The organism is Kordia sp. (assembly GCF_965283645.1).
Classification (GTDB): domain Bacteria; phylum Bacteroidota; class Bacteroidia; order Flavobacteriales; family Flavobacteriaceae; genus Kordia.
This window is the reverse complement of sequence record NZ_CBDIPG010000001.1, coordinates 1900415-1920289: the sequence shown is the minus strand read 5'-3', so window position 1 is coordinate 1920289 and position 19875 is coordinate 1900415. Positions and strand designations below refer to the sequence as shown.

Annotated in this window: 21 protein-coding genes and 1 tRNA gene; 12 read left to right on the top strand and 10 right to left on the bottom strand. The window is 33.7% G+C overall.

Annotation, left to right across the window (positions count from 1 at the left end):
* Positions 1-31: 31 nt before the first annotated feature.
* Both ACQ654_RS08335 and gpmI read right to left on the bottom strand, forming a co-directional pair.
* Complete coding sequence (locus tag ACQ654_RS08335; RefSeq protein ID WP_430409860.1) at positions 32-619, bottom strand: thioredoxin family protein; 588 nt, start codon at positions 617-619, stop codon at positions 32-34.
* Complete coding sequence (gpmI, locus tag ACQ654_RS08330; RefSeq protein ID WP_430409859.1) at positions 619-2136, bottom strand: 2,3-bisphosphoglycerate-independent phosphoglycerate mutase; 1518 nt, start codon at positions 2134-2136, stop codon at positions 619-621. The genes ACQ654_RS08335 and gpmI overlap by 1 nt, the downstream gene beginning before the upstream one ends.
* 349 nt (positions 2137-2485) lie before the next feature.
* On the opposite strand from gpmI, the gene ACQ654_RS08325 reads away from it, so the two are divergent.
* Positions 2486-2875: an ankyrin repeat domain-containing protein gene (locus tag ACQ654_RS08325; protein ID WP_430409858.1), complete on the top strand. Its 390-nt coding sequence runs from the start codon at positions 2486-2488 to the stop codon at positions 2873-2875.
* A gap of 69 nt (positions 2876-2944) precedes the next feature.
* On the opposite strand, the gene ACQ654_RS08320 is transcribed toward ACQ654_RS08325, so the two are convergent.
* The 5 genes from ACQ654_RS08320 to ACQ654_RS08300 all read right to left on the bottom strand — a co-directional run bounded on the left by ACQ654_RS08320 (position 2945) and on the right by ACQ654_RS08300 (position 6512).
* Positions 2945-3118 (bottom strand): hypothetical protein, encoded by a 174-nt coding sequence (locus ACQ654_RS08320; protein WP_430409857.1) that lies wholly within the window; start codon positions 3116-3118, stop codon positions 2945-2947.
* A 360-nt stretch (positions 3119-3478) separates the two neighbouring features.
* Positions 3479-4240: a M48 family metalloprotease gene (locus ACQ654_RS08315; protein WP_430409856.1), complete on the bottom strand. Its 762-nt coding sequence runs from the start codon at positions 4238-4240 to the stop codon at positions 3479-3481.
* Between the two features lie 36 nt (positions 4241-4276).
* Positions 4277-5008: a M15 family metallopeptidase gene (locus ACQ654_RS08310; protein ID WP_430409854.1), complete on the bottom strand. Its 732-nt coding sequence runs from the start codon at positions 5006-5008 to the stop codon at positions 4277-4279.
* The gene (locus ACQ654_RS08305; protein ID WP_430409853.1) at positions 5001-5966 is read right to left on the bottom strand and encodes a TolB family protein; all 966 of its coding nucleotides are present in this window, start codon (positions 5964-5966) and stop codon (positions 5001-5003) included. Before ACQ654_RS08305 ends, ACQ654_RS08310 begins: the two co-directional genes overlap by 8 nt.
* A gap of 93 nt (positions 5967-6059) precedes the next feature.
* Positions 6060-6512 (bottom strand): GNAT family N-acetyltransferase, encoded by a 453-nt coding sequence (locus tag ACQ654_RS08300; protein WP_430409852.1) that lies wholly within the window; start codon positions 6510-6512, stop codon positions 6060-6062.
* A 92-nt stretch (positions 6513-6604) separates the two neighbouring features.
* On the opposite strand from ACQ654_RS08300, the gene ACQ654_RS08295 reads away from it, so the two are divergent.
* Positions 6605-7030: a GNAT family N-acetyltransferase gene (locus ACQ654_RS08295; RefSeq protein WP_430409851.1), complete on the top strand. Its 426-nt coding sequence runs from the start codon at positions 6605-6607 to the stop codon at positions 7028-7030.
* Between the two features lie 50 nt (positions 7031-7080).
* Positions 7081-7153, top strand: a tRNA-Gly gene (locus ACQ654_RS08290).
* A 104-nt stretch (positions 7154-7257) separates the two neighbouring features.
* On the opposite strand, the gene pepE is transcribed toward ACQ654_RS08290, so the two are convergent.
* On the bottom strand, positions 7258-7959 hold the full coding sequence (pepE, locus tag ACQ654_RS08285) for a dipeptidase PepE (protein WP_430409850.1): 702 nt from the start codon (positions 7957-7959) through the stop codon (positions 7258-7260).
* A gap of 158 nt (positions 7960-8117) precedes the next feature.
* On the opposite strand from pepE, the gene ACQ654_RS08280 reads away from it, so the two are divergent.
* From ACQ654_RS08280 to ACQ654_RS08250, 7 genes are all read left to right on the top strand, one after another.
* A complete protein-coding gene (locus ACQ654_RS08280; protein WP_430409849.1) occupies positions 8118-8879 on the top strand; it encodes a carboxypeptidase-like regulatory domain-containing protein in 762 nt (253 codons plus the stop codon).
* A gap of 107 nt (positions 8880-8986) precedes the next feature.
* Positions 8987-9766, top strand: a complete 780-nt coding sequence (locus ACQ654_RS08275; protein ID WP_430409848.1) for a carboxypeptidase-like regulatory domain-containing protein — start codon at positions 8987-8989, stop codon at positions 9764-9766.
* Between the two features lie 76 nt (positions 9767-9842).
* The gene (locus ACQ654_RS08270; RefSeq protein WP_430409847.1) at positions 9843-10349 is read left to right on the top strand and encodes a DUF6702 family protein; all 507 of its coding nucleotides are present in this window, start codon (positions 9843-9845) and stop codon (positions 10347-10349) included.
* A 56-nt stretch (positions 10350-10405) separates the two neighbouring features.
* Positions 10406-12679, top strand: a complete 2274-nt coding sequence (locus tag ACQ654_RS08265; protein ID WP_430409846.1) for a M1 family metallopeptidase — start codon at positions 10406-10408, stop codon at positions 12677-12679.
* Between the two features lie 95 nt (positions 12680-12774).
* Complete coding sequence (locus ACQ654_RS08260; protein ID WP_430409845.1) at positions 12775-13047, top strand: Sec-independent protein translocase subunit TatA/TatB; 273 nt, start codon at positions 12775-12777, stop codon at positions 13045-13047.
* Positions 13047-13610 carry a phosphatase PAP2 family protein gene (locus ACQ654_RS08255; RefSeq protein WP_430409844.1) on the top strand — a complete coding sequence of 188 codons (564 nt, stop codon included), beginning with the start codon at positions 13047-13049 and terminating at the stop codon, positions 13608-13610. The genes ACQ654_RS08260 and ACQ654_RS08255 overlap by 1 nt, the downstream gene beginning before the upstream one ends.
* Positions 13611-13647: 37 nt before the next feature.
* Positions 13648-15165, top strand: a complete 1518-nt coding sequence (locus ACQ654_RS08250) for a S8 family peptidase (protein ID WP_430409843.1) — start codon at positions 13648-13650, stop codon at positions 15163-15165.
* Between the two features lie 339 nt (positions 15166-15504).
* Here the strand turns inward: ACQ654_RS08250 and ACQ654_RS08245 are convergent, their stop codons facing one another.
* Positions 15505-16146 carry an O-methyltransferase gene (locus ACQ654_RS08245; RefSeq protein WP_430409842.1) on the bottom strand — a complete coding sequence of 214 codons (642 nt, stop codon included), beginning with the start codon at positions 16144-16146 and terminating at the stop codon, positions 15505-15507.
* 88 nt (positions 16147-16234) lie between these two features.
* On the opposite strand from ACQ654_RS08245, the gene kynU reads away from it, so the two are divergent.
* Together kynU and ACQ654_RS08235 are read left to right on the top strand one after the other, a co-directional pair.
* The gene (kynU, locus tag ACQ654_RS08240) at positions 16235-17530 is read left to right on the top strand and encodes a kynureninase (protein WP_430409841.1); all 1296 of its coding nucleotides are present in this window, start codon (positions 16235-16237) and stop codon (positions 17528-17530) included.
* A 1-nt stretch (position 17531) separates the two neighbouring features.
* Positions 17532-18935, top strand: a complete 1404-nt coding sequence (locus tag ACQ654_RS08235; protein ID WP_430409840.1) for an FAD-dependent oxidoreductase — start codon at positions 17532-17534, stop codon at positions 18933-18935.
* On the opposite strand, the gene ACQ654_RS08230 is transcribed toward ACQ654_RS08235, so the two are convergent.
* Positions 18932-19873 (bottom strand): hypothetical protein, encoded by a 942-nt coding sequence (locus ACQ654_RS08230; protein ID WP_430409839.1) that lies wholly within the window; start codon positions 19871-19873, stop codon positions 18932-18934. The genes ACQ654_RS08235 and ACQ654_RS08230 overlap by 4 nt on opposite strands.
* Between the last annotated feature and the right edge of the window lie 2 nt (positions 19874-19875).

The following is a 19875-nucleotide window of genomic DNA, read 5'->3' as shown; positions in this document are numbered from 1 at the left end:
TTGGACTGCAAAGCTACAAAGAATTCGTGTCTTATTCAGCATAACTGTGTTTGTATGCTTCGCCAGATAAAATATGTAGCATATCTTTTTCTAGAGAAGTTACAGGGAATTCTACAATTCTGTTTATTTCTTTTCCGTCTTTGAAGAAGATAAACGTCGGAACGTTGGTGATATTGAAACCATCTTCTAAGTGTTCAGGTGTTTCTTTTTCTTCATCAACCGTAATCAATTCAATGTTTTTCTCATCTAATTTTAAAACATCAGCAATTTTATAAAAATGTGGAACTTCACGCTGACTGTCTTCACACCAAGTTCCCATAAATATTTTGATTTTTACATCGTTAGTTAATGGTTTTACAGTGTCTAAAGTTTCTTTATCAACCGAATATACTGCGTATGTTGCTCCAAACCAACTGTCATATGGAGCTGTTGCAATTGCTTCTCGCGATTGAATTCCTGTCAAAATTGGTAATTTTTCTGCTGACTCTTCTGTTTCTGAAGTAGCTTCTTCTGTAGTTGCAGTCGTTTCTTCTTGAATAGGTTCAGGCGTTGTTGTTTTCTTTTCGTCTTTACATGCAAAAAAAGCAAGTGCTACTAATATGTATAAAATTCGTTTCATTAGATAAGTGATTTTTGTGTCATTAATTCAGGTTGTGGAATTCCGATCATGTGTAAAACTGTTGGTGCAATATCTCCTAAAACACCGTCTTTTATCGTTTTGAGATCTTCATCAACCAAAATAATAGGAACAGGATTTGTCGTATGCGCTGTGTTTGGACTTCCATCCGGATTGATCATTGTATCACAATTTCCATGATCGGCAATCACAATAGTGCTATACCCATGTTTTTGCGCTACTTCAATAATAGATTTTGCACAATCATCTACAACTTCACAGGCTTTTACAGCTGCTTGAAAATCTCCTGTATGCCCTACCATATCTGGATTGGCAAAATTTAGACATACAAAATCAGCTTCTCCAGTTTTCAATTCTGGAATAATAGCATCACGAATATCATACGCGCTCATTTCTGGTTGTAAATCGTAGGTTGCAACTTTTGGTGATGGACATAACAAGCGTTTTTCACCATCAAAAGGTGTTTCTTGTCCACCATTAAAGAAGAACGTAACATGCGGATATTTCTCAGTTTCCGCAATACGAATTTGCTTTTTACCATGTTTTGCTAAAACTTCACCTAAGGTATCTTTGATGTTTTCTTTGTTGAATACCACATGAACATTCTTATACGAAGCATCATAGTTTGTCAACGTTACATAGTAGAGTGGAAGTGGTTTCATGCCAAACTCAGGAAAAGCTTGCTGTGACAATACTTCTGTTAATTCACGACCACGATCGGTTCTAAAGTTGAAAAAGATAATTACATCATCTTCCTTAATAGTTCCAACAGGGTGATTGTTTTCATCCGCCATGATAATTGGTTTGATGAATTCATCCGTAACATCTGCATCATAACTTTTTTGAATACTTTCCGTAGCATTTGAACTCAATGTGCCTTTTCCGTGTACCAATGCGTCATAAGCTAATTGCACACGTTCCCAGCGTTTATCTCTATCCATTGCATAATAACGTCCTGTAATCGTCGCTATTTGTGCATTGGTGTTTTTGCAGAAAGATTCTGTTTGCGCAATAAAGTTTTTACCAGATTTTGGATCAACATCTCTTCCGTCTGTAAATGCATGAATCAATACATCTGATAATCCGTAGGAATCTGCAATATTAACCAATCCTTCTAAGTGATTGATGTGTGAATGCACGCCGCCATTAGAAACCAATCCTAAGAAGTGAACTGCTTTGTTGTTGGCTTTTGCATGTTCGAATGCAGTTTTTAAGACAGCTTCATTTTTTAGTGTATCATTTTGAATCGCCAAGTTTATTTTTGCCAAATCTTGATATACAATACGTCCTGCGCCCAAGTTCATGTGTCCAACTTCACTGTTTCCCATTTGACCTTCAGGCAGTCCAACATTCATTCCATCTGTTAATAAATTTGCATTTGGATATTTTGTGTATAAACTATTGATAAATGGAACATTTGCATTCGCGATAGCAGAAACGGCAGGATTGGGCGATTTTCCCCATCCGTCCAAAATCATTAAAATAACTTTCTTATTCATTCGAGATTATTCTTTATTTAAAAAACTAAAATAAGTGTATTTGATTACATAATAACAACGGAAACTCAAAAAATGACGCTTTTTTGAGAAGGTTTATGATATTCATACTAAAAGGCTGTTTTTTCTTATAAAACATCAAGAAAAGCATGTTAAGTAATTCTTAAAAATTTACTTATAAAACCTTAACGGAAGACTTCTTTTTAAGACGACTTTAACAAATTTCTGTCAGAATAGTTAAGAATGTGTTATAATAGAAAAAACATTGCAACAATTTCTGCTAGCTGTCGTCTATTTACTGTAATCAAATTACAAAAATCAACAATCATCAAATTAAAAAACAACAATCATTATGAAAAAAACAATCTTTATGATCGCTCTTATAGTAGGAGCTTCATTTACTACGGCAAACGCAACTGAAAACAGCAACGAAACAGTAACTAACAAAGTAGAAGTTACTAAAATTTCTAAAGTAAATCCATTTTGTGTAGCAATCGCAAAAGGTGATTTTGATACTGTAAAACAAATGATCCAATTTGGAGAAAATGTAAACAAAAGATCAAATGGAAAAACACCTTTAATGTATGCGGCACGTTACAATAGAGTAAAAATTGCTTCATTATTATTGAACAATGGTGCAAGACTTACTCCAAAAGACGATAATGGACAAAATGCTATTGATTATGCAGAATCAGCTAAAGCAAAAGAAGTAAAAAAAGTATTAGTAGCAGCATCAAAATAATTACAATATTTTCTAAAAATAAAGCCGTTTCTGAGAAGAAACGGCTTTTTTCTGTTTTAGAAATATCAATTAATCTTGATCTGGCCATTTTTGGCATACATTTCCACCGTAACATATTGTAATTCGTATTGTTACTACAGGGCATTGTGCGGAAAATTGTGGTCTTCCTCCAGAAATTGTTTTCTGATTTAAAACACTAATTTGCTTTTTGTTTAACTGTAATTGGTTTCTCTTTTTTTTCATGGTTATAGTTTTTAAGTTAATAACAATGAACAATATAACTATTAATGTAGTAACAATAGTACTGTTTTACCATCATGAAAGTAGTGTTGGGAAGTTGTAAATGTTAAATGTAAAACTCTAAATGTAGAATGTAAAATGTAAAAGCGAAATTATAAATGCTAAATGCTAAATGCTAAATGCTAAATGCTAAATGTTGAATTTTGGGTAAGATTGTATTCAAATAACAAATGACAAAACTCTAAATGTAAAGTGTAAAAGTATTTTTCCTAAAACCTAAAACCTAAAACCTAAAACCTAAAACCTAAAACCTAAAACCTAAAACCTAAAACCTAAAACCTAAAACCTAAAACCTAAAACCTACTACTGACGATACTTCTCAATAGCTTCTTTAATGCGTTGAATTCTATTTTCAGGATCAGGATGTGTACTTTGAAACTCTGGACTTCTATTTGGTCCGGCGGCCGCTTTTAAAATCTTCATCACTTCAATCATAGCTTCTGGGTCGTAACCAGCATACAACATCAACACAACACCTAATTCATCACTTTCCAATTCGTCATCTCTACCATTACTTAGTAAAGTTTTTTGTCCAATTCCATTCACCATTCCGCCCATATCAGCACCAACAGAAGCACCAGTAGAAACCGTTTTCCAAAAATCACTTTCAGCAATTCGTTCTGCAGAATGTCGTCCTAAAACATGTCCAATTTCATGACCTAAAACACCTGCCAATTGATTATCATCCAGTTTACTATACAATGCATTTGTAATAAAAATTTGTCCGCCAGGCAACGCAAAAGCATTAATGGCTCTATTATCGGCAAGTAAATGAAATTCAAACTGATAGTCAGATTCTTTCGCCATACTGTTAGCAACTAACTTTTCACCAATAAAATCAACACGCGCTTGCGCACCAGCATCAGGATACAAACCACCATGTTGTTGCGCCATTGCATCACGATTTGCAAAACCTAAAGCAATCTCTTCTTCAGTAGACATGCTAATTGTTTGTGTGCGACCTGTATACTGATTTGTTTCTTGATTAGAGCATTTTTTAAAATATGCAAAAGCCACAATAGCAACTCCGATCAACAAACGGATTTTGAACTTATTTCCTCTCATAATTGTTAAAATTGATGATGTATAAAAATACAAAAGTTAGCCTAATAGCTCTGGATTGATATCTAAAATATTTTCTTTTATATATGAATTGATAAAATTTTCGTCAAAATGCTCGCTTCCTAGTAATTTTTCTGCTTGAAGCATCTTTTTAATATCCAATTTTTTGTATTCCTGTAACATAGGTTTCGAAATTGGTGCATAACTATAATGCCATGGTTCGTACTTAAAACCTTTGCGATCAGCACGATCTGTGTACACAATATAAAAGCCAAATGAATTGGCATTGGTTTCCAACCATTCACGAAGTTTACAAAATGGTCCGTCACCATGAAACTTTTTCGGAACTAACACGTCACCACTATACGAAGCATTCTTATCAATAATATCAATATCAGTTGCCCAATGATGTCTGGAAGTACCTGGAATTGTAGAATATTCTATAATTTTTTTAATCGCGTTTATAGGTGATAAACCTTGTTTGGTAAAACGTTTGTACTTGCGTTCCCAAATACGATTTTGATGCGCATAATTACGGTAGCTAGAAACAACATGAATTGAAATTCCATCTTTTTCCGCCGCTGTACGCATTTTTACAAACGCATCATACGCTTCTTTTCGCAATGAAAATCCGTTGCCAAAAACAGCTGGATTTCCTTTGCCTATTAACTCTAATTTTTTTGAATCTTGTGTAGTAAAAGCCATGCTAGGTAAACTGTGCAATGCAACAGTTGCTAATCCGAGAAGCTTCATAAAATTTGATCTATTCAAGTTGAATTGATTTTAATAATTTTTCAAACGGAAGATAATAAATTTTTGAAGTTCCATTGCTTCCTTCGTTCATAACTTGTTTTAATTTTTTTAGGTTTAAATTATCATACGTAGTTTCAATCGTGCTTTTTTCACTCGTAAAGAAAAAATATTTCTTATCAAAAGACACAAACGGACAATAATCTATCTGATCAGAATTAACTAAGTTCCCCAAAGAAACAGCTTCTTGCCAAACACCATTTTTACGAAAACTAATATACAAATCACCACGTCCCAAACTGCCTTTTCGACCATACGAACCAAAAATTAGAAACGATTCGTCCGCACTCACAAACGCATTGTATTCATACGTTTTTGTATTAACACCTTCCAAACTCACAGGAGTTTGATACGCTCCATTTTTAAATTCACTTTTATAAATATCTTCTTTTCCTTTGGCATCTTCACGTTCTGCAGTAAAATAAATAGTTCCGTTAGTTGCTATGGATGGATAATATTCGTTTTTATCAGAATTGATGCTATTAGGCAAACGTTTTGGGTTTTTCCATGTGCCATTTACATTCGTTACAACCCATAAATCATAATCTTTTTTTGGAGAAGTTTCAATAGTTTTTGGGCGTTTGGAAGCAAAGAACAATTGTTTTCCGTCTGGAGAAAATGCAGGTTCAATATCATGAAACTTTCCTGAAAAGGAAGCAATGTTAAACGAAGTCCATTTGCCGTTTACTTTTTTTGATGTTAAAATTGTTCTGAATGCACTTTTTGGCGCATCCAGTGTAAAGAAGATTTCATCATTTGTTGGCGAAATTGCCATATCGCGCACGTTAATATTTTTAAAATCGGGAAGGTGTATAAAAACTTCAGGTGTATTGAAATCGTTTTTGAAAGTAATGTCAGCTTGCTTTTGCGCAAAAAGTTGTGTACTCGCAAAAACGAGTAAGAGGATCATTTTTCTCATAATAAATACAGTTTGATTGATGAAATAGTATTAGGATGAAAAAGTAGTTCTTTTACTTTCTCTAAAGCGTTAAAAGGGCGTTAATCTTTTTTGTTAAAGTGTTTTTACCATCGTAAAATGCAATCCAATTTTTGGAATAGAAAATGGGTCGCCATGTTTTTGATAGCCTAATTTTTCATAAAACCGAACAGCAATTTCACGTGCATTCATCCACATAAAAGTGCCACCACGTTCTTGAATCATTTCTTCTGCTTTTTTTACCAACGCATCACCAATTCCTCTTTTTTGAAAACTTGTCAAAACTGCCATTCCACGCAACTGAAATGCTTTTTCTGTAACCAAAGTAGCATGATTTTTCTCTAATAACGTAACAACGCCAACCAATTGATCTTCTGTAAAATATCCCAAATGAAACGTTGTAGACAAATCATCTCCATCAAAACGACAAGAATCTATTGGTTTTCCTTCACGCAACACAGGATGCCGTACATCGTATGCTTTTTTTGCCGTAATGTCTTTTATAGTGAACGATTCGTTGACTTTCATAATCACAAAATTTATTCAAATATTCAAAAGTATAACTAATTTTGGAGTCTATTTTTATAGAAATAAATTAATTTTGAATAAAAAATTACACTATGCAAATTACTTTCAAATTGCTTACGACGGAAGAAGCAGGCATCATTTTGCCATATTTGGATATTATGAATGCTCAAAAAGTTCCAATGGAACTATTAAAAGAACGTTTTGAAGAAATGCTAGAGCAGAATTATGAAGCTTTTGCAATTTATGATAATACACAGTTAATTGGTTGTTTTGGTTTGTGGAGTATGACACGTCATTATTGTGGAAGAAGTTTTGAACCCGATCATGTGTACATTGAAGAAAACTACAGAAGTAAAGGAATTGGAAAGCAATTATTTGATTGGATTGAAGTGTATGGGAAAGAAAAAGGTGTTAGCACGATAGAATTGAATACGTATGTGGAAAATTTTCCATCACATAAATTCTATAATAATCAGGGATTTATAGCACGAGGTTATCATTTTTTGAAAAAAATCTAAAAAAATGTTTGGTAAATAAAGGCATGTTTCTCTATATTTGCACCCGCAATGCGAAAGTAGCTCAGTTGGTAGAGCGTCAGCCTTCCAAGCTGAATGTCGCCGGTTCGAACCCGGTCTTTCGCTCAACAAAAAGCCGATTCATTTGAATCGGCTTTTTTTATTCATGAAACTCAATTGTGAGAAGTTTAAAAGACAAGCTCAATATTTTAAAGAAATGTTGTAAAGTTTTAAAAAACTAATTCTTTTCCAGAAGCTAGTTCATACGGTGTTTTGTCATGTTCAAAAATACGTGCTGAATGCAAACCAGCTAAGGTAATTGAATCACCAACAACACGAATCCAGCTTCCTTCTCTTATGCCAACTACTGGAAGTGTATTAAATTTATGAAACTCTTTAATGCGTGTTTCACGCGTTTCTCCCATGTGTGTGTCACCTTCGACCGGATCTAAATAATGCGGATTTATATTAAAAGGAATTGTTCCCAACGTTTTAAAACTCGGCGGATATATAATTGGCATATCATTCGTTGTTTGCATTGTAAGTCCGCAAATATTACTTCCTGCACTTGTTCCCAAATAAGGTATTCCATTAAAAATAGCTTCTCTAAGTGAAACAATAACTTGTGTTTTATACAATTGTGAAACAAGCAAAAATGTATTTCCGCCACCCGTAAAAATTCCTTTAGCGTTTGTTACAGCTTCATTCGGATTATCAAACTCATGCACACCTCTAACAGTTTTTCCAATCGTTTTAAAAGCTTTCGCGGCAATTGCAGTATATTCATCATGTGTAATTCCGCCTGGTCTTGCATAGGGAATAAATAAAATTTCTTCCGTATCTTTATATAGTGAAGCAAGTTCATCAAGAATATAGGCTAAATATCCACTTCCGTGAACTGTTGAAGTACTAGCGATGATCATATTTTTCATAAGGCGTAAAAGCTTGTGTTTTTTCTAAAATGTAAAAGTAATCATAATAAGTTTTTAACAAAAGTTTAATGGATGTTGGCATTTTTTTAAGGACAATAATTAATTTCTTTATAGTCTAAATTTAACGACACCTATTTAACCAATAATACCAAACCTAAATGAAGCAAAAATTACTTTTAATATGTCTCTTAATCTCAGCAATAGCAATAGCGCAAGATACTGATCGGAAAATTTTGCGCGGAAAAGTTATTTATAGAAATGTAAATGTAGTTGGTGTAAATGTTGTAAATAATACGACGAGTAAAGGAACAGCAACGAACAGCAAAGGTGAATATGAAATTTTAGCGAAAGACGGAGATATTTTGGTGTTTTCTTCGGTTCAATATACTATAAAAGAAATTACGATCACTGATAAAATTCTTCAAAATAACCGTTTGGTTGTTGAGGTAAAAGAAAAAGTAGAAGAATTAGATGAAGTAGTTGTAAGTCCTGAAAATAAAGAAAAATTTCTCGATGTTCAAGAAGAGCAAATTGCGAAATATAAAAATTATCAATTTGCAGACGATCGCTATTCTGCAGTGCGAAATGAAGCATTAGATCAAGCAAACTTTCAAGGAGCTAACATACTTGGACTTGTTGGTATGTTGCTGAATTCTATTATAGGAAAAGGCAAGAAAAGAGAAAAAGAAAAGAAAATATACGAGCGTACAAGTTTTAATGATATTCGTTCGCGTTACAAAGATGAATTCTTTACCAAAAACTTAAACATTCCTGAAGATAAAATAAGTGCTTTTTTATACTATTGTGACGATCAATTGCCATCAGAAGATATATTTACAACGAAAAATGAATTCTTAATGATTGATTTTATGGTAAAAAACAGTAAAGAGTTTTTGAAATCCATTAAAACCAAAAACTAAATTTTCTAACTCATATGTATAAAACAAGCCTGTTTATACATTTTTTGAGGACAATAGTTCGTTGCTATATACCCTAATTATAACAATACCTTTTTACCAAAAACTAAATGAAACAAAATTTACTTTTAATATGTCTATTAATTTCAACAATACTGGTAGCTCAAAACACAAAGCGAAAAATTCTGCGTGGAAAAGTTATCTATAGAAATGTAAATGTAGTTGGTGTAAATGTTGTAAATAATACTACAAGTAAAGGAACGGCAACCAATGGAAAAGGAGAATATGAAATTCTAGTCAAGGAAGGTGATATTCTAGTTTTTTCTTCAATTCAATATACAATAAAAGAACTTTCAATTACAAAAGAGATTCTTCAAAATAATCGATTAGTTGTTGAGGTAAAAGAAAAGGTTGAAGAATTAGATACTGTTGTAATTAGTCCAGAAAATCAAGAGAAATTTCTAAATTTTCAAGAAGAACAAATTTTGAAATTTAAAGATTATCAATATGCGGACGATCGATATTCCAAGGTGAGAAATGAAGCTTTAAATGAAGCAAGCTTTCAAGGAGCTGATGCTATTGGACTTATAGGGTTACTGGTAACAGCAATTTTTGGAAAAGGAGATAGAGATGATGCACCAATAGAGGAAGAAATAATTAGACCTATTCATAAGCGTACAAGTTTTAATGAAATTCGTTCGCGTTACGAGGATGAATTCTTTACCAAAAGCTTGAGCATTCCAGAAGATCAAATAGTGATGTTTCTATACTATTGTGATGATCAAATGCCATCAGAAAAGATATTCGCAACGAAAAACGAATTCTTAATGATTGATTTTATGGTGAAAAATAGCAAAACATTTTTGAAATCTATAAAAACTAAAGGCTAGACTAATTTGCTGAAACCTTTTTTTGGAACGCTTTTTGGATATCTTTGTCACAACAAAATAAAGATAAAACATATCAATGAAATCATACAAATCACTAGTCTTACTCTTCATACTTCCTTTGCTATCTTTTGTGGCAGCTCATAAATTCTATGTAAGCGTTACCAATATAGAACACAGTAATCTTGACAACTCATTACAAATTACAACTCGAATTTTTATTGATGATTTTCAAAAAGTTATGCAAATGCGATATGACTTAAAAGAAGAACTCACTACAGAAAAAAACGCAAAAGAAGTAGAGCAATTGATGGAAAAATACCTAAAGAAAAAACTAAAGTTTTGGGTAAATGGAGCACAAAAAGAATTCACATTCATTGGAAAAAGATATGAAGATGATGTGACTATTTGTTATCTAGAAATAGCAAACATACAAAATGTAACTTCTATAGAAGTCGAAAACGACATCTTATACGAATTAGAAGAAGATCAGCAGAATTTAGTGCATGTAAAAGTAAAGAATCAACGTAAAAGCTTATTATTAGTTAAAGAAAATGATAAAGGTTTGTTAAATTTTTCACAATAACTATTGAAAATAATTAATTTCACAAATTGAATCACACAAACCTATTAACAAGCCTAATGAAACGAATACATTTTTACATTCTCGCATTTCTATTTATAGGAGCGAACCTAGCGACAGCTCAGGAAAATCAAGACGACAAGAAGCCGCAAGGACACATCAATCAAAACAAATTTAGACAGTTATATCAAGAATTCTCTACACCAAACATGTACAGAACAGCATCTGGTGCGCCTGGAAGTGCTTACTATCAGCAACAGGCAGACTATGAAATGGATATTGAACTTGATGATAAGACTCAAAAATTATACGGAGTTGAAACTATTACGTATACCAATAACTCGCCAGACGACTTAGATTATCTTTGGGTACAGTTAGATCAAAATGTAAGAGCGAAAAACTCACAAGCTTCTCTAAAAAATGGAGGACGAATTCCGCGTTTACAAAGAACTTCTACATTTGTAAAAAGTTATGTGGCTGATCCTTTTGATGGAGGTTTTAATATTGATTACGTAAGAGATGATAGAGGAAAACCACTATCATTTACCATCAATGAAACAATGATGCGTATTGATTTACCAGAAACATTAGAAGCTGGTGACAAAGTATCATTCACAATCAAATGGTGGTATAATGTAAACAACCACGTTACAAACAGAGCACGTTCAGGATATGAGCACTTTGCAAAAGATGGTAACAATGCTTATGTAATTGCTCAGTTTTTCCCAAGAATGGCTGTATATAATGATGTAGAAGGATGGCAAAACTATCAGTTTTGGGGGAATGGAGAATTTGCATTACCATTCGGAAATTACAAAGTAAACATTACAGTTCCTGCGGATCACATATTAGACGCGACAGGAAAATTACAAAATAGAAAAAGTGTCTTCTCTAAAAAGATGATGCAACGTTACGATCAAGCATTAGAGTCGTACGACAAACCAGTTATCATTGTAACACAAGAAGAAGCAGCAGCAGCTGAAAAAGATTTTTCTAACAAAAAGAAAACATGGAAATTTTATGCTGAAAACGTAAGAGATTTTGCTTTTGCAACGTCGCGTAAATTTATTTGGGATATGCAAGCTGTTGATATCAACGGTAAAAAAGTAATGGCAGTATCAATGTATCCTAAAGAAGGAAATCCACTTTGGGAAGAATACTCAACAAAAGCAGTAGCAAGTACTTTAGAAACATATTCAAAACACACATTCGACTATCCATACCACAAAGCAATCTCTGTACATGCAAAGAATCAAGGAATGGAATATCCAATGATTTGCTGGAATTATGGACGTCCAAGCGAAGACGGAACGTACTCTGAGCGTACAAAATTTGGAATGATTAGTGTAATTATTCACGAAGTTGGACATAACTTTTTCCCAATGATTGTAAACTCTGATGAGCGTCAATGGGGATGGATGGATGAAGGTTTAGATACATTTATGCAATATTTATCTGAGCAAGAATTCGCAAAAGAATACCCAGAATCAGTAGCATCAACAGGTGGAAAATATCCTTCACGTAGAGGTGAAGCGTCAAAAATAGTTCCGTATATGAAAGGAAGTCAATCAAGACTATCACCAATCATGTCAAATCCTGAAAATGTACACCAATTAGGACCAAACGCTTACGGAAAGCCAGCAACAGGATTAAATATCTTGCGTGAAACAATTATGGGAAAAGAAGCATTTGATCATGCATTCAAAACATATTCACAGCGTTGGATGTTCAAACATCCAAGTCCAGAAGATTTCTTCAGAACAATGGAAGATGCATCAGGAATCGATTTAGATTGGTTTTGGAGAGGATGGTTTTACACAACAGATTATGTTGACATAGGAATTGAAAGTGTAGAAAAATATCAAGTTGCATCAAGAGAAAGTAAAAATGGAGGATTTGTATATTTCGTTGGTGAAGATGATGAACGATACAAAAAAGATAATGAAGGACAAGCGATATTAAGTATGGAACAAAATGTACCATTAAAAGAATACTTAATGGACAATTTTTCTGAGCAAGAAAGAGCTTCAATGAAAAACCCTAAATACTTCTATGAAGTTAAATTTAACAAGCCTGGTGGATTGGTAATGCCAATTATTGTAGAATGTACATATGAAGATGGAACTACAGAAATGATGAAATATCCTGTTCAAATATGGAGAAAGAATGATAACAGTGCAAAAATTGTAATCTCATCTAGCAAGGCTATCAAAACACTTCAATTAGATCCAAAACTTGAAACAGCTGACATTGATACATCAAACAATGCTTGGCCAAGTGAAGAAGGAAATACAGACTTCAAGAAGTTTAAAGAAAATAAAGTAAAACAGTAATATTTAAAACATATTCATAAAAAACCAGCTTAATTGCTGGTTTTTTTATTCCATAATGTTAACTTGACTATATTTGCATAATAATACAAGAACACATGGCATTATTCATTAGTGGAGGAGAAATATTCGTAATTATGTTAATCGTGGTTTTGGTATTTGGTGCTGACAAAATTCCAGAGATAGCAAGAGGACTTGGGAAAGGAATGCGTCAATTGAAAGATGCCACCAATGAAATAAAACACGAAATCCAAAAAAGTGCAGAGGATAATGGTTTAGATACGGACATTACAGGCGATATTCAAAAAGAAATAAAAAAAGTTAAAGAAGATATCGAAGACATGTCTGGTCCTATCAAAAGGCAATTTTAATGCTGGATGATTTACTTTCATATGACAAGGAATTACTGATTTACCTAAACAATCTAGGCGAAATCCAATATGATGTTTTCTGGATATACGTCACAAGTTTTATCTACTGGGTACCATTACTACTATACATTTTCTATAAAATTTATAAAAAACTCCCCAAACATCAAGCACGATATATTATAGGATACGGATTATTTATCTTGTTCTTTTCTCTATTCTTAGTAGAATTTATTAAAATGGGTATAGAGCGACTTCGTCCATGCAACAACCCAACTGTTGCACCATTCTTAAATATCATCATCAAACCAACCAATTATAGTTTCTTTTCAGGACACGCAACGGTTTCTTTTGCACTAACAACTTATCTAGTTTTAGTCATGCGAAAAGTATTTCCGTTCATACGTTTGCTATACATTTGGCCATTATTATTTATCTATAGTCGATTGTATTTTGCAGTTCACTATCCTTCTGATATCTTAACAGGAATTATTGTTGGAACTTTAATTGGGTTTGCATTTCATCGAATTTGCAATGCGCGCATAGTAAAATTACGAATTTATTAATATATTCGTTAAAATTTTAACCAATTACCAAAAAAGAATGAAAAATCTTAACCTAAGACTCGTCTTAGTAATGACTGCTTTAAGCATCATTGCATGTTCAAAAGACGCGAAAATTAATGAAAACCTACAAGAAGAAGAAAGTGTAGTTGTTGTACAACGAGAAGCACTAACTCCACAGCAAATTAATGCGAAAATTAACGAAACCATTGAGCAGCGTATTGATTTTGAGTGGAAAAACATGGAAGCACACATGATTTGGAGTGCAGCTGTTCATGGAGACAATATTATTACTGTCGGATTTGGCGCTGATGATAACGATTTCAACAAAGAAAATTCCAATGCAAATGATATCAAAGATAGATTGTTGAAAAACATTGCTATAGATGAAAAAGTTGGAGCGCAAAAAACATCAGATATCTTAATAGATGAAGATGACAAACTAAATATCATTGATGTAAAAGTTGAAAACTTAGCAACAATTGAAAATTTGTTAAGCGCAGAAGGAATCCGTTACATTGAACCAGCAGGATACAGATATTGGCAGTATCAAGGAACGCCAGAATCAGGTGCAGGATGTGGATATGATGGCGCAACATTAAATGCAGCTGATTATACAACAATTGCTCCAGGAGCAAAATTACCTTGGAATTTTAATACACATAACATTCCAGCAGCTTGGAACTACAGTACAGGTTCAGGAGTTGGAATTGGAGTTATTGATACAGGATTAACGCCAAACAACACGTTAATGAATGGAAACTTCAATGATGGATATTCTTCTGGACGTTACGTTCAAAAATATGGAACTTTTGTAGATTCATGGTGGCCATGGTCGTCAAGTACAGATGGACCAAATGATCAATGTGGGCATGGAACAAGTATGACTTCTGTAGCAACTGCACCAAGAAATAATAATGGAATGCCAGTTGGTGTAGCATATAATGCAAATTTAATTAGCTATCGTGGAACAAAAAATGTACTTTTAGATGGTTATCATGAGCAAAAAGGTGTTGCAAATGCACTAACAGCTCTTGGTAGAAGAAATGATGTAAAAATTATTTCTATGTCTATCGGAAACATATTTTCTATAGGTAGAATCAGCGATGCGGTACGATATGCAAATAATAGAGGAAAATTAATCTTCGCAGCTGGTGGAACTTCAACAACTTTTACTAACTTTGTAGGAGTAATATTTCCTGCAAGTATGAGTGAAACAGTTGCTGTAACAGGAGTAACTGATGCAAATAGTTACAAAGAATGTGATATTTGCCACAAAGGAAGCAAGATTGACTTCACGATTGTAATGCAACGTGACGGAAACGGAAATAGAACAACACCAGTATTGGGGTATTATAACAATCAAACAGATTACGTAGGCGGATCGTCTGTAGCAACAGCGACAACAGCAGGAATTGCAGCCTTAGTTTGGTCAAGACATCCAAGCTGGACAAAAGATCAAGTATTAAACAGATTGAAACAATCTGCAGATTTCTATCCAAACAAAAACTCTCAGTATGGATATGGAAATATAAATGCATTGCAAGCAGTTCAATAGAACAGTTGGCATATTTAGTTTAGTAAATAGGGAGAAACTCTCGTCGTAATGGCGAGAGTTTTTTTATTTCAATGATTTTATTTTTAAATCATTGAAATAATCTCGTTGAAGAATAGAATCTCAAAAAATTCGTGGCATCTGCTCGTTCCAAAAACTACGTTGTATCCGATGTAGATACAGATTGCTTCGTCATTCTTCCTTACAATGATATATCAAATTTTGAAAATTTTAAATGTAAAATGTTCATCGTATCATAGAGGATCTCGATACAGTTTTCTCCAAAAATCAACAAAGTTAAAATGCTATATTATAAATATTGAATTTTTAAACTCCAAACACCTACAAAACCCTACTAATTGTCAACCCATCTCTAATAGGCAACACAACGGTTTCCACGCGTGGATCATTTTTTAAAAGTGAATTATATTCCAACAAAGCTTTCGTAGAAATATCGTTTTTCTGTAAAGGTTCAATCACTTTTCCACTCCACAATACATTATCCGACAGAATAATTCCATTCGGATTCATTTGCTCCATAATCATATGAAAATAAGCAGGATAATTTGGCTTATCGGCATCAATAAACACCAAATCAAACGTTCTGTCTAAGTCAGGGATAATCTCCAAGGCATTTCCTGTGTATTGATAGATTTGGTTTCCAAATGGAGAAGCATCAAAATACTTGCGTTGAAAATCGTGCAGTTCTTCGTTAATATCAATAGTGTGCAATTCGCCTTCAGGTTGCATTCCTTCCGCCAAACACAAAGCAGAATATCCTGTATACGTTCCAATCTCTAAAATGGTTTTTGGGCGAATTAATTTAGACAACATACTCAACAAACGACCTTGATAATGTCCACTAAGCATGCGTGGTTGTAAAACCTTCTGATACGTTTCACGCGTCAACGCTTTCAATAATTCAGGTTCATCGGCAGAATGCGCCACAACATAATTATCTAAAGCTTCTGGAATAAAGTGCATAGCATAAATGTTTCTGCAAAAATATCAATTAAAAAACGATTACAATAAAAAGTGATTTATAAAATAATAGATATCTTTTTATTACAAAATGGAATACGTATTTTTGATGAAAATAGCATTCAATATGTTTCAAAATACATTGGCGTACGCTCAAGAACAAGACGCAGAAGATCCTCTAAAAAGTTACCGAAATAAATTTCACATTCCGAAAGATAAAAACGGAAACGAATGGATCTATTTCTGTGGAAATTCACTCGGACTGCAACCAAAAGTAACCCAAGAATACATTCAGCAAGAATTAAATGATTGGGCAAACTTAGGTGTAGAAGGACATTTTGATGCAAAAAATCCGTGGATGCCATACCATGAATTCTTAACAGAAAACATGGCAAAAATAGTGGGAGCGAAGTCAATTGAAGTCGTAATTATGAATACGCTTACTACGAATTTACATTTATTGATGGTTTCGTTTTACCAACCTACAAAAACAAAATACAAAATAGTTATTGAAAGTGATGCATTTCCATCAGATCGATATGCAGTAGAATCACAACTCAAATTTCATGGTTTCGATCCTAAAGAAGGTTTGCTGGAATGGAAACCAAGAGACGGTGAAGAATTGCTTCATATGGAAGACCTAGAAGCAATATTAGAAGCAGAAGGAGACGAAATTGCCTTGTTAATGATTGGAGGCGTAAACTATTATACAGGACAATATTTTGACATTAAAAAAATAGCCGAACTTGGACATGCAAAAGGCGCTATGGTCGGAATTGACCTCGCACATGGTGCTGGAAACATTCAACCAAACTTACACGATTCAGGTGTGGATTTTGCGGCTTGGTGTACGTACAAATATCTCAATGCTGGACCAGGAAGTTTAGCCGGATTATTTGTACACGAAAAGCACGCGCACAATAAAGAATTGAATCGATTTACTGGTTGGTGGGGACACGATAAGGAAACACGTTTTAACATGCGTCATGAGTTCAATCCAATTCCTGGTGCGGAAAGTTGGCAATTAAGCAATCCGCCAATACTATCAATGGCGGCAATCAAAGCTTCATTAGATATGTTTAATGAAGTTGGAATGGACGCTTTACGCGAAAAATCTCTGAAACTAACAGCCTATTTTGAATACTTAATTAATGAAATTGGTACAGATCATATCAAAATAATTACACCTTCAAATCCTGAAGAAAGAGGTTGCCAACTATCAATTCAAGTTAAAAATGCTGATAAATCATTACATCAAAAATTAATGGACAAACATATCATTTCCGATTGGCGTGAACCAGATGTAATTCGTTGCGCGCCAGTTCCATTATACAATACCTATGAAGATGTTTACAGAATGGTAGACGAATTAAAAAAATGCTTGTAATATGCAAACGAAAGAAAATATACTTATTGTTGGCGCAGGATTATGCGGTTCACTTTTAGCACTACGTTTAGGACAACGCGGTTATAAAGTTACGGTGATGGAAAGTCGTCCCGATTTACGAAAAGTAGATATTTCTGCAGGAAGATCAATCAATTTAGCATTTTCAGACAGAGGAATCAAAGCCATGAATATGGTTGGAATTACCGACAAAGTAATGCCATTGTGTATTCCAATGCACGGACGTTTGGTTCATGATGTGGAAGGAAATACATTCATGTCAAACTACTCAGGTCGTGATGATGAATATATCAATTCTATTTCTAGAGGCGATTTAAATGCGTTATTACTTACAGAAGCAGAAGAACATGAAGCGGTTGATATTACATTCAACAAAAAATGTACGGCAATTGATATTGAAGAGAATATTGCAACTTTCTATTGTTACGAGACTAAAAAAGAAATAAAAGTCAAAGCAGCTGTAATTATCGGAACAGATGGTGCAGGTTCCATTTTGCGTAAAAGTTATTACTTAGAGCGTAAATTTTTATTTAGCTATTCGCAGAATTACCTTAGTCATGGCTATAAAGAATTAAGCATTCCGCCAACAAAAACAGGCGGATTCCGTACAGAAAAAAATGCCTTGCACATTTGGCCAAGAGGTGATTTTATGATCATTGCCTTGCCAAACTTAGATGGTAGTTTTACGGTAACGCTTTTCTTGTCGTATGATGAAGGCGAATACAATTTCAATAATTTAACAACAGACGAAAGAGTTCAGGAATTTTTTGAAACCCAATTTCCAGATTTAGTGCCATTAATTCCAGAACTCACAAAAGAATACTTCGAAAACCCAACAGCACCATTAGGAACGGTTAAATGTTCGCCTTGGTCATATAAGAATAACACACTTTTAATGGGTGATGCAGCGCATGCGATTGTTCCGTTTTACGGACAAGGTATGAATGCTTCTTTTGAAGATGTGGTCGTTTTTAATGAAATCTTAGACAAACATGAAGGCGATTGGGAAACGGTCTTTAAAACGTATGAAAAAGCGCGTAAAAAAGACACAGATGCTATTGCCGATTTAGCAATTGATAACTATTATGAAATGCGCGATCATGTGGCAAATCCGATCTTTAAAGAAAAGCGAAAGCTAGAAATGGATTTGGAAAAAAACTTCCCTGATCAGTATTTCTCTAAATACTCAATGGTTACCTTCAACGAAGACATCCCATACAGCAAAGCCATGGAAATCGGGCGTGCGCAAGACAAAGCATTGCTTAATTTAATTGCTGATGATGAAATTGATACAGAAGGAAACTTACAAGAAATCCTTAAAAAAGTACAAGCCGAAACCAACGAAATCTTAGACGAAGATAATGTTGCGAAGACTATGAAACATTAAAAAAGACTTTTATAAATAACGGTTTGTGGTTTAGAATTGAAATATGCTTTAGCAATATCTCTAATGGTTTGCAATCGATATTTCTTAAGATTATAATTATCGTTATATACTTTTAATCTCAGATTCCATTCTTTGCGTTCCTTTTCATCTATTTTACTCGCTGATTTTGTGATTAAACTCTCAGCCTCTTTAGCGCAAGGCGAGCTTGGATCAATATAGCGAAGTGTGTGTAATGCTCCTTTGTAATCGTTTGCAGCTAGTTTCGTTTTTGCGGCTAACATATTCTTTTTGCACAATTGTTTTTGATAGGCATTATATGCTTCCACAGACTTTTGCTGCACACTTTCGTAGCATTTTTTTGCTTCTCTAGGAATTGTTGACAACACAGCAATGGCGCGATTGTATTGTTTCATTTGAATATGCGCGTCAGCATCTTTTGTAAGCTGATCACAATTACTTTCATAATACGCTAGTATTTTTTCTTTTCCTGATAGGATAAAATCTTTCAGTTTTGGATCGGAAGTAGAAATCTTTGAAATGGCATTGTTTAACGCTTTTTGCTTAGAAGTTCCGCTACCTTTCAACGATTTTGAATACGAAGCATATACTTTTCTAGTACTATATTGTTGAATAAACAAACTAAAATCGACTTCAATAGAAATCAAATTTCGCATTCCCGTAACGGTAGATTCATCATAGATTTCAAATTTTGGATAAATTAAAAATTCATTCGAATATCCACTTCCCGAAATACCATTTCTTGTGACAATATGTTGAATTTTTGTCTCTATTTTTGATAACGTCTTCTGTGTCAAATACTCAGAATTATCAGGCAATATCACGGACAAAGAAAGAGAATTTAAATCTGCATCTGAATTTTGCGAAAAAGCACTGTTAAATACTAGAAATAACAGGCATAGTATTGTTTTTTTAATCATGA